This window comes from Streptomyces sp. NPDC037401 (assembly GCF_055602345.1).
Map to the genome: position 1 here is coordinate 63,652 of NZ_JBVJWO010000030.1, position 14,364 is coordinate 78,015.

Below are 14,364 nucleotides of genomic sequence, written 5' to 3' on the forward strand. Positions count from 1 at the left end.
GGCTCGGGGTCGGCCGGGGAGCCGGCCGCTGCCACCGGCCCCGCGGCGGCGACGGGCCGTCAGCCGGCGTCGAGTGTGAGTCGGCCCTCGGTGGTGTGCACGGTAACGGCCCGGTCGGCCACGGGGATCGTACACCCCTCGGTCGAACTGCAGCTCGCATACCCGATCAGCACCTTCGCCTCGCCGGAAGCGGTCGCGCGGATCGGCAGCGTGGCCGTCACCGGACCGTCGGGATACACCGGTACGGCGCTGCGCACCCCGGGCACCTTGATGGTCTTGACGGGCGCGTCCACGGTCAGCTCGCCGGCTGCGGTGACCGTGCCGGCGGGGCGGACTTCGGTGGGCCGGCCCACCCCTTCGACGCCCTGCGCGGGAAGGTCGGTGCTGTAGAGGTGGAACCCGGCCTCGTCGGGGGTGAACGTGGCGACCAGGGTGCCCGCGGAGGACTTCCAGTCGGAGACGCTCAGCCGGACCGTGACGCCGTTCTCGTTGAACTGTGCGACCGCGGCGGGACCCTGCGGCTCCGGCTCCGGCTCCTCCCCGCATCCGGTGACCGCGGTGGCCGCCAGCAGCGCGGCCGCGGCCCAGGCCAGGCGTGGGCGCGCGGTACGGCAGGCCGCGGCGGCCGGGTACCCCTCAGGTGCGTGTCGTGTCATGTCGTTCTTCGTCCTTCTTCTGTTCCGGGGTTGGCTCGTGTGTGGGCACCGCCGAGCCGGGTGGAATACGGGGTGCGCGGCCGTGCGGCGGCGCTGCTCAGAGGGCCGCGCCCGTGTCGGCCAGCCGCAGTTGGAGGGCGTACACCAGGTCGGACCAGATGCCGGTGACCAGCAGGACGCCCACCAGGACCAGCAGGGCGCCGCCGGCCCGCATGACGGTCCGGTGGTGGCTCCTGACCCAGCGGAACGCCCCCAGGGCCCGCCTGAACGCGAGTGCCGTGAGCAGGAACGGCGCCCCGAGCCCGAGGCAGTAGCAGACCATCAGCAGCGCGCCCCGCCCCGCGCTCGCCTCGTTCCATGCCAGCGCTTGTACGGCCGCCAGGGTCGGCCCGATGCACGGGGTCCAGCCCACCCCGAACACGACGCCCAGCAGGGGGGCGCCGGCCAGCCCGAGGGCGGGCCGGTGACGGCTGCGCAGCTCCCGCTGGGTGAACCCGGGCAGCCATCCCGCGAAGGCCAGGCCCATGGCGATGGTGAACAGACCGAGGACCAGCGAGACGGCGTCCTGGTAGGCGATCAGGTTCCGTCCGACGTAGCCGAACAGCGCTCCGCCGGACACCAGGACGGCGCTGAATCCGAGCACGAACAGGGCGGCTCCGGCAGCCATCCGGCCGCGCCTGCCGCCGTCCGCCTCGGCGAGATCGGCCACCGACAGACTGGTGACGTAGCTGAGGTAGCCGGGCACCAGCGGCAGGACGCACGGCGAGAGGAAGGACACCAGGCCGGCCGCCACGGCCACCGGAACGGCCAGCAGCAGGGTGCCCGACACGGCGCCGGAGTCCAGGCCCGCCGCGAGTTCCGCCCACGCGTGGTGGGCGGTCACGGGTCCGGTCACGGCCGCTCCTCGGCGACACGGGACACCAGCGGCTCCAGCTGTGCGCGGGTGACCGGCCCGGAGACGGCGGCCGCGATCCGGCCCTGCCGGTCGACGACCAGGGTGGAGGGGACGGCCTGCGGGTTGAGCAGCCCCGGCGGGTAGGCCAGGAGGAGCTTCCCGTCGGGATCGTGGATGCTCGGGTAGTGCAGGCCGTAGGTCTTCTCGAACTGCCGGGCGGGCCCGGTCGAGCGGTCGCGGACGTTGATGCCCAGCAGCTGCACGCCGCGCGGCTCCAGGGCGCTGCGCAGCTCCTCCAGCTCGGAGGCCTCCGCCCGGCAGGGGGCGCACCAGGAGCCCCACACGTTGAGCACGACGACCTCGCCGCGGTACGAGCGCAGCCCGAGGTCCCGGCCGGCGAGGTCCGTGCCGGCGGTGTCGGGCGCGGGCCGGCGCTCGGGGGCGGGGATGATCGCGGCTGTCGCGGCCGTACCGGATCCGGCCGCCGCCGGGCCCGGGCCCGTGGCCGTACCGGCGCCGGAGCCGTCGGCCCCGGCCGCGGTGGCGCCGCCGCAGCCGGCGGCCGCGAAGGCGAGCAGGAGCAGGGCCGCTGCCGCAGGTCCCCGGCGGCCCCGGCGGCCCCGGTGGTGCGCCGCCATCAGACCCACTGCCGCAGGAACGCACTCAGGCCGTCGGCGGTGAGGTCCGGGTTGCCGGTCGAGTGGGTCTCGGTGACGACGTTGCCGTTGCCGTCCAGGACGACCAGGACCGGCATCTTGTACGCCCCGTTGCCGGAGCAGTAGCTGCGCAGCAGGTCGAAGTTGTCGGAGTTCTGGCTGCCGATGTCCACCTTGACGACACGGTAGGAGGCGTCGAGCAGCGCGCCCACGGTGCCCGTGGCGAACACCTTGTCCGCGGCCTTGCAGTTGCCGCACCAGTTGGCGCCGAAGTCGATCAGCACCTTCTTCCCGTCGGCCTTGGCCGCGGCGACCGCCGCCTTGACGGCCTGGCGGGCGTCGGCGCCGGCGGGGTACCCGGTGGTGAAGCCCGAAGAGCCGGATCCCGAACCGTCCTTCGTGGGGGAGGCGGCGGGCTTGGCGGGCTTCGCCGGGCGCGGCGCCCGGGTGGGTCTCTCGGTGCGCTCGGCGGGCGAGGAGGAAGCGGGCGCGGCAGGGCGGGCCACCGGGGCGGCCGGAGCGGAGGCGGAGGCGGAGGGAGATGCAGAGGCGGACGCGGCGGACGCGGCGGCGGCCGAGGCGGCCGTGGGCTCGGCACCGGCCGGGCCCTGCGCGGCGGGAGCCTCCGGGGCCATGGCCACCGAGGCGCTCTGCGCGTCCCCGCTCTTCTCGCCGCCGACGGCGTACGCGGTGGCCACGGCCGCGGTCGCGACCGTGAGGGAGACGGCGGAGAAGCGGACGAACCCCTGTATGCGGGAGGTGCGTGGACGCCGGTGTGCGGACATGGCGAATCAACCCCTTGTGTCGGTGGGATCTCCGGGGCCTTGAGACGACCGGTGCCGGAGCGGGGCCAGAACGCCGCCCGGCGGCAGGTCCGCCGAGGTGGAGAGATCGTTCTGACCGCCGTGAGCATAGGGGCGGACGGGGCGCCCGGAACCGTCCTGACGCCTCTCATCAGGAATGCTTAAGGAACTGCTCAGGTTGGGCGCACCGGGGCCGCGGACCAGGTCGTGCGGTGTGGGGTGCCGGTGGTCCGCACCCGCTCACAGCCGGGTTTCGCGCACACTGGCCTTCGCGGTCGGCGTGACGGTCGCCGTGATCTGCGACCGGTGGTCGTCGCTGGTGAAGACGACCACCAGGGTGTCCGGAGCGGCCTGCTGAGTGGTCGTCCGGAATCCCGGGGCGGGCACGGCGGAGACGAAGCACACGCTGGTCCGCCCGTACTGCACGGTGACCTTCCCGCCCTCGGACGGGACCGTGTGCAGTCCCGGCCCGCCGCTGCACTTCGGCGACGGACGGGGCGTGGGAGCGGCGGGTACCCGGCTCGGCGAGGGCGAGGGCGAGGGCGAGGGCGTGCGCGGGGCGGGGGGCGCCTGTACGGACGGCCGGGCGGGGGCGGTCGACGGCGGGGGCGGGGTGGGGGCGGCGGACGAGGCCGGTGCGCCCACGAGGACGGACGGTGAGGGGTATACCGCCTGGACCGACCGCGCGGCGGGCGGGGTCGGCCGGGTCAAGCCGATGACGAAGTGCACCGTGAGCATGACTGCGGTGACGCTGGCTGCGGTGCACGACAGCCATATGAGGAGGTAGCGCGGGAGGCGGGGCACCGCATCAGTGTGGCCGACCTCCGCCGGGCCGCTCGCGCTGCCCCCGCCCCGCCGCATCCGGTACGGCCCGTACCCGTACCCGTACCCGTACCCGTAGCCGTACCCGTGCGTGCGGTGGCCCCGAACGGCGGGTGAGCAAACCTGAAGGGATGCTTAGGTCCTCCTGAGGGGAAGCCGTGGACGGGGTTCCGGCCGTCCGAGCCCGCCTACGATCCGGTCACGACAGGCCGCGGACCGCACTCCGCTGCCCTCCTGCCCGGGGCGCGGTCCGCCCGCGCCCGGCCCGCACCCCCGGAGGTCCCCGAGATGAGTCGTCCCCGTGCCGCCCGCAGACGACGCGGACACCGTGCCCCCCGGACCCTGCGCGTCAGGGCAGCCGTGGCTGGTGTGGGAGCCCTGGTCGTCGCGGCGGCCTGCACGGCCGGGGCCGGGCTGATCGGATCCCCGGCCGACAAGGCCGGCTCCATCGCCCTCGACACCGGGACGCCGAGCACCGCCGACGCCGCTTCCCCCTCGTCCTCCTCGGCTCCCGCACCGGCATCGGCCACCCCGCCCGCGCCGTCCCGCCCGACGACCCCCGTCACCACCGCACCGCCGGCCACGGCGTCCCCGTCCACCACGAACGCCCCGAAGGCCGGCCCGTCCCGCACGGCCCGGCAGCCGGCACCCGGCCCGGGCAAGACCTCCGCTCGAAAGCCGTCGGCCACCAAGCCCGGCACCGGCGCGCAGCCCGTGGGAGGCAGCCAGGCCCAGGAGGTCGTACGCCTGGTGAACATCGAGCGCGCGAAGGCAGGGTGCAACGCCCTGACGGTGGACGCGGACCTGGCCCGGGCCGCCCAGGACTACAGCGACACCATGGCCGCCACCGGCAACTTCTCCCACACCGGCACGGACGGCTCCCGGCCGCAGGACCGCATCGAGGCGGCCGGGTACGACTGGTCCCGGTCCGGCGAGAACATAGCCAAGGGACAGGCCGACGCGTCCGCCGTGGTCGACGCCTGGATGAACAGCTCCGGCCACCGGGCGAACATCCTCAACTGCGGCTTCACCGAGATCGGAGTCGGCGTCAACACCGACGGCGGCCCCTGGTGGACCCAGAACTTCGGCACACCCGCCTGAGTCCACGCGGTGCGGAGGGCCGTCCTCCGGCCCGGCCGGGACCTCGGAAAAGGCCGCTGTAGGGTGTCCGCCATGCCGTGCGTACTCGTGGTCGAAGACGACCCCAGCATCCGTGCCTCCCTGATGGAAATCCTCTCGGAGCACGGCCACACGGTGCGCAGTACGGGCGACGGCTTCGGGGCGCTCCGGGAGGTCACCCAGGGTGCGCTGGACGCGGTGGTACTCGACCTCGGCCTGCCCGACCTGGACGGCGGGGACGCCCTGCGCATGATCCGGGGCATATCGAACGTACCCGTCGTGGTGGCCACCGCCCGCGACGACGAGAACGAGATCGTCAAGCTGCTGAACGCAGGAGCCGACGACTACCTGGTCAAGCCGTTCTCCGGGGCCCAGCTCGTCGCCCGGCTCTCGGCGGTCCTGCGGCGCACCGCGGCCCCCGGCCCGGCCGCCGGACAGCCCCCGGCAGCCGACCCGATGAGCCCGGTGACCGTCGGCGAACTGGCCGTGGACCCGGTGGCCCGCTCGGCCCACCTGGCAGGGCGCGAGCTGGTCCTCACCCGGCGGGAGTTCGACCTCCTTGCCTTCCTGGCCCGGCACGCCGGGGCCGTGGTCTCCCGGCGCCGCCTGCTCACCGACGTGTGGCGCGAGGCGTACATCGAGGACCAGACCATCGATGTGCACGTGTCCGCGCTGCGCCGCAAGCTCGGCGAGCGGGCGTCCGCGCCCCGCTACCTGCGCACCGTGCGCGGTGTCGGCATCAAGCTGGTGGCGCCGCACTGAGGACGGGGTCGCGCACGCGCCGAGGACGGCCGCAGCCGCTCCGTGGCGAGTGGCGCGTGGTGGGGGCGGGGATAGGGTCGGGGTAGCCCGTGCCGATGTGGTGTGTGCGGGTGAGGCCCGGCGCCCACCTCTGGGGGCAGTCCGCCGGGCCGCCTTCCCCCGTGTCCTTCACCCGGGCGGGCCAAGCTCGGGCGGCGGCTGCCTCGAATGGCCCAGCATCGGGGCACCGGGCAGGCCATGAGGCGGATGAGATGCCTAACGTCGCAGCCAGACACATCCGTTCGCGAAGCGTGGGGAGACTCATGTCCCATCGACGCCGCTGGCTGGCGGGCGCCTGCATCAGTACGGTCGCCGCCACCGCCCTGCTCGCCACAGCGGGCACCCCCGCCCCGCCGCCGCAAGACGCCTCCGGCAGAGACGCCCGTACCGGGGAAATCGCCGTGGGTGCCTATCTCCACTACGGCTCACCCGGCGTCGACAGGATGCAGGGACTCTCGCGCTGGCTCGGGGGCGCCGAGCTGCGCGCCGGACACACCTACCTGCCCGGCGACACCTGGGCGAACATCGAGGGGCCCGATTCCCTGCACAGCTGGGCACGGTGGCGCAACGAGAGGGCCGATCGGCTGTTCGTCCTGAACGTGCCCATGCTGGAGCGCAACGAGGCCGGCGTCCCCGACGGCCGGGTCGCCGAGCTCCTCCGCTCCGGCGCGCGGGGCGAGTACGACCACCACTTCCAGCGGCTGGCGGAGCGGCTGGTCGGCCTCGGGGTGCCGGACACGGTGATCGTGCTCGGCTGGGAGATGAACGGCTTCAACTACACCCACCGGTGCCGGCCCGACCCCGAGAACTGGAAGAGGTACTGGCGGCGGATCGTGGCTGCCATGCGCTCCGTGGAGGGCGAGCGGTTCCGCTTCGACTTCGCCCCCAACCGCGGCAGTGACGCGATCGCCTGGACCAGGTGCTACCCCGGCGACGACGTGGTCGACATCATCGGGATGGACTCGTACGACCAGGCGCCCGGCCGGACCTTCGACGAGCAGGTGAGCCAGCCGTACGGCCTCCGGTTCCACGTCGACTTCGCCAAGGCGCACGGCAAGCCGATCTCGTACCCGGAGTGGGGGCTGTTCCGGCACGGGGACAACCCCGAGTACATGGGGCGCATGCTGGAGTGGATCGCCGAGCACAGGCCGCTCTACCACAGCATCACCGACTACTGCCCGCACGGCGTGTGGCAGTGCAGCCGGAACCCGCGGTCCGCGCGAGTGTTCCGGGAGCTCCTGTCGGGCGAACCGCGGTCGGCCCTCCGCCGTCACCCGTAGGCACGGCAGGAACGCAGGGGAAGACGACGTGCCCTGCCCGCCGCAGCCGGTGTCGCAGGGGTCTGGCACGCCCGGATGCCCGTGGGCTACCGTCGGTAATACCGGTCGGTAGGGCTCTGCCGTCCGGTCCTTGCCGTTCCCACGCCCCACCCTCGCCCCGGGATGAAAGGCAGCCATGGTGAACGCCGGAGACACGTCCGCAGCACGGCGCGAGGACAATCCCGGGGAGCCGCCCGGCGTGACGCGCCGCCGGGCCCTCACCGTCACCGGCGGGGTGCTCGCCGGGGCCGCGCTCGCCGCCCATGCCTTCCCCGCCTTCGCCGCAGAGTCGTACCACGCGGACGCCATCGTCGTCGGACACGGCTTGGCCGGCCTGGTCGCCACCGCCGAACTCGCGGCCGCAGGGCGCAAGGTGCTGCTCCTGGACCAGGAACCGGAGGCGAGCATCGGCGGGCAGGCGTTCTGGTCCTTCGGTGGTCTCTTCTTCGCGGACTCCCACGAGCAGCGCCTCATGGGCATCAAGGACTCGCGTGAACTCGCCTGGCAGGACTGGCTCGGCACGGCGGGCTTCGACCGAGGCGTCGACGACCCGGCCGGACCGGACCACTGGGCGTACAAGTGGGCCGAGGCGTACGTCGACTTCGCCTCCGGGGAGAAACGGTCCTGGCTGTCCGGGCTGGGCGTGCAGTGGTTCCCGATCGTGGGCTGGGCCGAGCGCGGCGGCGGACTCGCAGACGGCCACGGCAACTCGGTGCCGCGGTTCCACGTCACCTGGGGGACGGGCCCGGCGGTCGTCGAGCCGTTCGAGAAGAAGGTACGGGCCGCCGTCGGGAACAAGAAGGTCACCTTCAAGTTCCGCCACCGGGTGGACGAGCTGGTCACGACGGCCGGAGCCGTCACCGGGGTGCGCGGGGCGCTCCTGGAACCGAGCGGCGCGCCACGCGGCACGCCCAGCTCCCGTACCGTCGTGGGCGAGTTCGAGCTGCGCGCCCCCGTGGTCGTGGTCACCTCCGGGGGCATCGGCGCCAACCACGAGCTCGTCCGCCGGAACTGGCCGACGAGGCTGGGCACTCCGCCCACCGCGATGGTCACGGGCGTGCCCGCGCACGTGGACGGCCGGATGCTCGCCATCACCGAGCAGGCGGGCGGACGCATCGTCAACCCCGACCGCATGTGGCACTACACCGAGGGGCTGCGCAACTACGCCCCGATCTGGCCCGGTCACGGCATCCGCATCCTGCCGGGCCCGTCGTCGATGTGGTTCGACGCGAAGGGCAGGCGCTTCGGCACCCCGGACATACCGGGCTACGACACCCTGCACACGCTGAAGTCGATCAGGGACACCGGCTACGACTACTCGTGGTTCGTGACCACGCAGAAGATCCTTGCGAAGGAATTCGCCCTCTCGGGCTCCGAGCAGAACCCCGACCTCACCAACAAGGACGTCTGGAAACTGCTGTCGCGGATCTGGCAGAGCCCGGAGCCGATCGAGAAGTTCAAGAAGAACGGGGCCGACTTCGTGGTCGCCACGAACCTGCCCGACCTCGTCGCCGGAATGAACAGACTCACCGGCGACGACCTGATCGACCTCGCCGGCCTCAAGCGGCAGATCGAGGCGCGGGACCGGGAGATCGAGAACCCCTACGCCAAGGACGTCCAGGTCATGGGCATCCGCAACGCCCTCGCCTACGCCGGGGACGCCATCAGCCGCACGGCTTCGGCCCACCGGATCCTGGACCCGTCGGCCGGCCCGCTGATCGCCGTACGCCTCAACATACTCACCCGCAAGACCCTCGGCGGCCTTCAGACCGACCTCTCGGGCCGGGTACTCGACGCCGCCGGAAACCCCGTGCCCGGCCTGTACGCGGCGGGGGAGGTCGCCGGTTTCGGCGGCGGCGGGGTGCACGGCTACCGGTCCCTGGAGGGCACGTTCCTCGGCGGCTGCATCTTCTCCGGCCGGCAGGCCGGACGGGCGGCAGCGGCCGCCACGGGGGTCTGAGGCGCCGGCGGCCATGGGCGGACGACCGTTCGCCGCACCCGTGGTGCACCTGCACGCCCGTCAGGACCGGCCGGCAGCCTGTTCCAGGGCTTCCAGCACGGTGTCGCGGAACAGCGTGGCCTTGTAGCCGGTCTGCGGCAGCGGCCGGCAGCGGGCGAGTACCGTTGCGGCCGCTTCGGCGAGGACCCCGGGGGTGGCTTCGCGGCCGATCAGCGCGTCTTCCACCTCCGTCAGCCGCAGCGGGACGCGCGCCACCCCGCCCGCCGCGACCGCGGCGTACGTCACGGTGGTGCCGTCGACCGCGAGCCGCGCGGTGGCCTCGACCAGGGGCCACTCGGCGTGGGACCGGCTGATGGCCCGGTGACAGGCGGCGCGTTCGCCCGGCAGCGGAGCGGGAAGCCGGACCGCGGTGAGGATGCGCTCCGGCGGCAGGAGGTGGTCGGCGTGGAAGAGCCGGTCGCCGTCGCCGTACAAGTCGGCGATGCCGCGCGGGGATTCGCCGTGGATCTCGGCCTCGGCATCGTACGTGAGCAAGGCCATCGCGAGGGTGGACGGGTGCGGCGCGACGCAGGGGCCGTCCCCGCTGACCACGCCGAACCGGTGGTCGCCCTCGAGCGCGGGGCACCCGCTGCCGCCCTTCTGGAAGCAGCCGACGTGCGGACTGCGGTAGTACCAACAGCGGTTGCGCTGCAGCAGGTTGCCGCCCAGGGTGCCGGCGGCGCGGATCTGCGGAGTGGCCGCCGTCCCGGCCGACACCGCGAGGGCCGGCCAGCCGGCGCGCACCTGCGGATCGGTGGCGAGCGCGGCGAGCGTGGTCAGGGCGCCGATCCGCAGCCCGCCGCCGGGCAGCGGCGCGGTGCCGCGCAGGTGGCCGGCGCCGCCGAGGTCGGTGAACGGCCCGGGGGAGATGCCGCTTCGCTGCCGGGCGGTGGTGTCGGTGCCACCGGCGCGCAGCTCCCCGCCGCGGTTCAGGACGGCGGCCGAGAGGTCGGCCAGAGCGGGCTCGGTGCTCACGTACCCAGTCCTTTCAGGAGCCGGTCGGGGCGGATGGGCATGTCGTACGGTCGCCAGCCGGTCGCGTCGTGGACCGCGTTGGCCAGGCACGCCGCGGTGGGCAGGGTGGCGATCTCGCCGAGACCGACCCCGCCGCCGGGGACGTGCTCGAAGCCCTCCTGGTGGAAGTGGACGGTGATCTCGGGGACGTCGCCGATCCCGGGGATGCGGTAGTCCTCCAGGTTCTCGGTCAGCACCCGACCGGTGACCGGGTCGGTGCACCGCTCCTCGTACAGGGCGTAACCGATGCCCTGGATGACGGCCCCCTCGCACTGGCTCCGGGCCAGCCGGTCCTCGTGGATTCGGCCCGCGGAGATGCCGCTCCACACGCGCAGCGGGCGGATCCGGCCGAGCCGCGTGTCCACCTCGACCTCGGCGACCTGCACCGATCCGGTGAAGCCGCGGCCGATCACCACACCGCCCATGGTGAAGGGAGTGACGAAGCCCCGGCGGTCGCGGGGGCGCCGGCCGGTCACCCGTACGCCGTGCGCCGAGTCCAGCCGGGCCGTCACGTCACCGCCGCCGAGCGCGTCGCGCAGCCGTGCGGCGGCGTCCGCGGCGGCGGGCACGAGGGAGGGCGTGGTGCGGCTGCCGCCGGAGGTGGGGCCGTGGACGGCGTCGCTGCGGCCGACGTCGGCGCGCACCCTGTCCTCCGGCACGCCGAGCCCCTCGGCAACGGCCCGGCGCAGCACGGTCCGCGAGCCCGTACCCATGTCCTGCACGGCGCAGCGGGCGACGACGACCCCGTCCTCGACGGTGAGCTCGACCTCGGTGACGGGATCGAGGAAGTACAGCCAGTTGGCCGCCGCGACGCCGACGCCGCGGCGGAAGCGCCCGGTGCCGCCGCGGGGGCCCGACCAGACCGGAAGCGCGGCGGCCCGGTCGTACAGGGCGTGCCGTTTGGCGTTGCCGTCCCAGCGGCGGCGCAGGGCGATCGGGTCCTCGCCGAGCCGGTGGGCCATCTCGTCGACGGCCTGCTCCAGCGCCCAGCACATCGTGGGGCCGCCGGGGCCGCGGAACGGCGCGCCCGGAGGCCGGTGGGTGACCGCGTCGAAGTCGCGGAGCCGGCGGGGGGCCTTGCCGTACATGAACCGGGCCAGGGCGGCCACGCTGCCTCCGACCGCGATGCCGCCGTCGTTGTCCGCGTCCATGGCCAGCGCACTCAGATCGCCCGCCGCGTCCGCGGCCATCGCCAGCCGGATCCGGGCGCCGGGCCGGTAACCGCCGTCGATGAGCTCCTCGTCCCTGTCCAGCACCACCCGCACCGGGGCGCCGTGCAGCCGGGCCAGCTCCGCCGCGGCGACCACATCGGAGGTCAGCCCCATCTTGCAGCCGAAACCGCCTCCGACGTGGACGGCTTTCGCCACCACCCGTTCGACGGGCACCCCGAAGCGCTGGGCGGCGAGCTCGGCCACGTGCCTCACCGACTGCGTGGACACCTCCAGGTGGAGGGCGCCGTCGATCCACTGGGCCAGGCAGGCGTGCGGTTCGAGGGGGGTGTGGGTCTGCGCCGCTGTGGTGAACACGCCCTCCACCACGCGCTCCGGGTTCCGGCTGCGGGCCTCGGTGATGCGGCGTACGGCCGTGGCGGGGCGCTTGTTCATGGCGGACGGGCCCCGCAGGTTGCCGCGCCAGCGGGCCGGCAGCAGCTGGGCGGTCTCGCCGGAGCCCGGTGCCCTTTTGCGCGCCGCCTTGTCCTCGTACACGAGCGGGCCTTCGCCGTCCCGGGCCCGGCGCGGGTCGAGGGCTGCCGGGCGTACGTCGTAGTCCACCGTGACGCGCGCCGCGGCCGCCCGTGCGGAGGCGCGGTCCGGCGCCGCGACCGCGGCAACCGGCTGTCCGACGTACCGCACTACGCCGTCAGGAGGCAGCAGCGGTACCAGCGGGTGGTCCCCGGCTTCCAGGGAACGTACGTGCGCGTGCGCGTGCGGCGAGCGGATGATCACCCCCTCGAGCAGTCCCTCGGGGCGCCAGTCCGTGGTGTACCGGGCCGATCCGTCGATCTTCTCGGGGGCCTCCACGCGCGGGAACGGCGGCGCCTCCCCGGCGGCGGGCGCCGTGTCGTGGTCTCCGGCGCACGCCGCAGCCACCGCGCGGTAGATCCCCGCGTACGCGCCGCAGCGGCACAGGTGGCCCGCCAGCGCGTCCGCGATCTGCGCGCGCCCCGGCCGGGACCGGCCGTGCTCCGCCCGCCACCGCTCGAAGAACGCCGCCGCCCCGACCACGAACCCCGGGGTGCAGTAGCCGCACTGGAGGGCGTCCTCGCCCGCGAAGGCACGCGTCACCGGGTGGCCGGACAGGCCCTCCACCGTCGTCACGCGCCGACCGGCCAGTAGGACCGCCGGCGTCAGGCAGGACACCCGGGGCTCACCGTCGACCTGGATCGTGCACGCCCCGCACACCCCGGCCGCGCACACCAGCTTGGTGCCGGTCAGCCCCAGCCGATCGCGCACCACCTCCACGGCGGCCGGGTCGTCATCCACGTCCACCGCGCGCCGGGCGCCGTTGACCTCGAACTCCACAAGACGCTCCTCAGCCGAGGGGTGGCGACCGCCGGGCCTCGCGATCGCCGTCACGCTCCTTGATATCCCGCTCCCGCTCCCGGCGCAGTTCGGCGCGCTGAGGCCGGGGCCGGCGTCGGGGGCGCCGATCCGGACGAGGCCGTCCGGGGCCCGCAGCGTCGCGATGTCCTGACGCACGTCGTCGAGCCCGATGACACGCTCCACCCACCGTCCCTCGACGGGCATCCGGCCCTCCAGCTCCATGCCGAGTTCGACGAAGAACGAAATGGCAGCGTCAAGGTCGTCGACAACGACGAGGGAACCTCTCGACGCAGCGCGGACCCCGTGCCCACCCATGCCCGGGCATGGGGACCGGGAGGGCGGGAAGGCGCTTCCCTGTGAGGACACCGGGAACGCGGCCGGTCACAGAGGGCCGGTTCCGCCACCGCGGGGCCGAGCTGGTGTACGACGACGCCGGCACGGGCCCCCTGGCGGTCTACGCACACGGCGGGTTCGTCAGCCAGGCCGTCGAGCAGCGGATGGACCTGTTCGACTGGGCACCGGTCCTCCGGGCGGGGCGGCGCCTGGTCCGCTACGACGCACGCGCACACGGCCGCTCCACCGGCCGGCCCGTCGATGAGGACTACACCTACGCCGCGCTCGCCGACGACCTGCTGAGCCTGCTCGACCACCTGGGCACGGCGGAGGCCGTCGACGCGATCGGCGCGTCGATGGGCTGCGGCACCTGCCTCCACGCCGCCGTCCGGGCGCCGGACCGCTTCTCCCGGCTGGTCCTGCTGCTCCCGCCGACCGCCTGGGCGACCCGGGAGCCATACGCCCGGGCCAACCTGGCCGCCGCCGACACGATCGAACGGGAAGGGGCGGGGGACTGGCTCGCCGCCCGGGGCGACCCCGGCGACCCGCACCGTCCCGCCGTCGTCGCCGACGTCCCCGCGTTCCCGCCCACGCCGCCGGAGCCGATCCTGCCGTCCGTCCTGCGCGGCCTGGCCCGCTCCGACCTGCCCCCACCCGCCACGCTCGCCGCGCTGCGGTGCCCTGCCCTGATCCTGACCTGGGCGGACGACCCCGGCCACCCCCTGTCGACGGCCGCCGCCCTCGCCGACTGCCTGCCCGACGCCGAGTTCCACCTTTCCCGTACCCGCGCCGACGTGCGCACCTGGGGACTGCGCATCGCGGCCTTCCTCACAGGCCCCCACCACGGCCCCTGACGCGGCTCGGCGCGAGTCGGGCCCCGCCCTCCGGTCGCCCCTCCGCCGGTCCCGGCGATACGGTGCTGGGGGCGGCGATGAGTTCCGCGGCGCCCGGCTGTCTACCTCTTCGTAAGCCCGAGCAGACGAGCAGCCGCCCCGGAAGGGTGAGGAACATGAAGTACATGATCCAGATGAACGTCCCCGCCGCCGAGTGGGACGCCATCATGTCGTCGTTCTCCAAGGACGACATGGAGGCCATGTTCGCCCACATGGGCGCCCTCAACGACGACCTCACTTCCAAAGGCGAATGGGTCGAGGGGGAGGGCCTCGGCGGTCCCTCCCTGGTCAAGACGGTGCGGGCCGGAAGCGACGGACGGCCGCAGGTGACCGACGGGCCGGGACAGGCGGGACACATCCTGGCCGGGTACTGGGTGGTCGACGTCGAGAGCGAGGACCGGGCCATCGAGATCGCCGCACGGGCGTCGGCCTGCCCCGGACCGGGCGGGAAGCCCGGCAACGACCCGGTCGAAGTGCACCAGATCCCCGCGGACCCGACGGCCGCCTGAGC

The 14,364-nt window shown here is 74.2% G+C and carries 13 protein-coding genes; 6 read left to right on the top strand and 7 right to left on the bottom strand.

Annotated elements, in window-relative coordinates:
- Positions 1-59: 59 nt before the first annotated feature.
- From ACZ7H1_RS27590 to ACZ7H1_RS27610, 5 genes are all read right to left on the bottom strand, one after another.
- Positions 60-656, bottom strand: a complete 597-nt coding sequence (locus ACZ7H1_RS27590; RefSeq protein ID WP_470790478.1) for a hypothetical protein — start codon at positions 654-656, stop codon at positions 60-62.
- Between the two features lie 97 nt (positions 657-753).
- Entirely contained in the window at positions 754-1,551 is a 798-nt protein-coding gene (locus ACZ7H1_RS27595) for a cytochrome c biogenesis CcdA family protein (protein WP_470790479.1), read from the bottom strand.
- Complete coding sequence (locus tag ACZ7H1_RS27600; protein WP_470790480.1) at positions 1,548-2,189, bottom strand: TlpA family protein disulfide reductase; 642 nt, start codon at positions 2,187-2,189, stop codon at positions 1,548-1,550. The genes ACZ7H1_RS27595 and ACZ7H1_RS27600 overlap by 4 nt, the downstream gene beginning before the upstream one ends.
- Positions 2,189-2,992 carry a thioredoxin family protein gene (locus ACZ7H1_RS27605; RefSeq protein WP_470790481.1) on the bottom strand — a complete coding sequence of 268 codons (804 nt, stop codon included), beginning with the start codon at positions 2,990-2,992 and terminating at the stop codon, positions 2,189-2,191. The genes ACZ7H1_RS27600 and ACZ7H1_RS27605 overlap by 1 nt, the downstream gene beginning before the upstream one ends.
- A gap of 258 nt (positions 2,993-3,250) precedes the next feature.
- Positions 3,251-3,814 (bottom strand): hypothetical protein, encoded by a 564-nt coding sequence (locus tag ACZ7H1_RS27610; protein ID WP_470790482.1) that lies wholly within the window; start codon positions 3,812-3,814, stop codon positions 3,251-3,253.
- A 378-nt stretch (positions 3,815-4,192) separates the two neighbouring features.
- On the opposite strand from ACZ7H1_RS27610, the gene ACZ7H1_RS27615 reads away from it, so the two are divergent.
- The 4 genes from ACZ7H1_RS27615 (at position 4,193) to ACZ7H1_RS27630 (ending at position 9,031) form a co-directional block, all read left to right on the top strand.
- On the top strand, positions 4,193-4,933 hold the full coding sequence (locus ACZ7H1_RS27615) for a CAP domain-containing protein (protein ID WP_470790483.1): 741 nt from the start codon (positions 4,193-4,195) through the stop codon (positions 4,931-4,933).
- A gap of 72 nt (positions 4,934-5,005) precedes the next feature.
- Positions 5,006-5,713 carry a response regulator transcription factor gene (locus ACZ7H1_RS27620; protein WP_470790484.1) on the top strand — a complete coding sequence of 236 codons (708 nt, stop codon included), beginning with the start codon at positions 5,006-5,008 and terminating at the stop codon, positions 5,711-5,713.
- Between the two features lie 302 nt (positions 5,714-6,015).
- Positions 6,016-7,032, top strand: coding sequence for a glycoside hydrolase family 26 protein (locus ACZ7H1_RS27625; RefSeq protein ID WP_470790485.1), 1,017 nt, complete (start codon positions 6,016-6,018; stop codon positions 7,030-7,032).
- Between the two features lie 175 nt (positions 7,033-7,207).
- Positions 7,208-9,031 (top strand): FAD-binding dehydrogenase, encoded by a 1,824-nt coding sequence (locus ACZ7H1_RS27630; protein WP_470790486.1) that lies wholly within the window; start codon positions 7,208-7,210, stop codon positions 9,029-9,031.
- 60 nt (positions 9,032-9,091) lie between these two features.
- Here the strand turns inward: ACZ7H1_RS27630 and ACZ7H1_RS27635 are convergent, their stop codons facing one another.
- On the bottom strand, positions 9,092-10,045 hold the full coding sequence (locus tag ACZ7H1_RS27635; RefSeq protein WP_470790487.1) for an FAD binding domain-containing protein: 954 nt from the start codon (positions 10,043-10,045) through the stop codon (positions 9,092-9,094).
- The gene (locus tag ACZ7H1_RS27640; RefSeq protein WP_470790488.1) at positions 10,042-12,942 is read right to left on the bottom strand and encodes a molybdopterin cofactor-binding domain-containing protein; all 2,901 of its coding nucleotides are present in this window, start codon (positions 12,940-12,942) and stop codon (positions 10,042-10,044) included. The genes ACZ7H1_RS27635 and ACZ7H1_RS27640 overlap by 4 nt, the downstream gene beginning before the upstream one ends.
- 41 nt (positions 12,943-12,983) lie before the next feature.
- Here ACZ7H1_RS27640 and ACZ7H1_RS27645 point away from each other — a divergent pair, with 41 nt between their 5' ends.
- Both ACZ7H1_RS27645 and ACZ7H1_RS27650 read left to right on the top strand, forming a co-directional pair.
- Positions 12,984-13,814, top strand: a complete 831-nt coding sequence (locus ACZ7H1_RS27645; protein ID WP_470790489.1) for an alpha/beta fold hydrolase — start codon at positions 12,984-12,986, stop codon at positions 13,812-13,814.
- 155 nt (positions 13,815-13,969) lie between these two features.
- Complete coding sequence (locus ACZ7H1_RS27650; protein WP_470790490.1) at positions 13,970-14,362, top strand: YciI family protein; 393 nt, start codon at positions 13,970-13,972, stop codon at positions 14,360-14,362.
- Positions 14,363-14,364 lie beyond the last annotated feature (2 nt).

Excerpts from the sequence above, each read along its gene's own strand:
- ACZ7H1_RS27590 (WP_470790478.1), bottom strand. The coding sequence starts at position 656 with ATGACACGACACGCACCTGAGGGGTACCCGGCCGCCGCGGCCTGCCGT.
- ACZ7H1_RS27600 (WP_470790480.1), bottom strand. The coding sequence starts at position 2,189 with ATGGCGGCGCACCACCGGGGCCGCCGGGGCCGCCGGGGACCTGCGGCA.
- ACZ7H1_RS27605 (WP_470790481.1), bottom strand. The coding sequence starts at position 2,992 with ATGTCCGCACACCGGCGTCCACGCACCTCCCGCATACAGGGGTTCGTC.
- ACZ7H1_RS27620 (WP_470790484.1), top strand. The coding sequence starts at position 5,006 with ATGCCGTGCGTACTCGTGGTCGAAGACGACCCCAGCATCCGTGCCTCC.
- ACZ7H1_RS27625 (WP_470790485.1), top strand. The coding sequence starts at position 6,016 with ATGTCCCATCGACGCCGCTGGCTGGCGGGCGCCTGCATCAGTACGGTC.
- ACZ7H1_RS27630 (WP_470790486.1), top strand. The coding sequence starts at position 7,208 with ATGGTGAACGCCGGAGACACGTCCGCAGCACGGCGCGAGGACAATCCC.
- ACZ7H1_RS27640 (WP_470790488.1), bottom strand. The coding sequence starts at position 12,942 with ATGGGTGGGCACGGGGTCCGCGCTGCGTCGAGAGGTTCCCTCGTCGTT.
- ACZ7H1_RS27650 (WP_470790490.1), top strand. The coding sequence starts at position 13,970 with ATGAAGTACATGATCCAGATGAACGTCCCCGCCGCCGAGTGGGACGCC.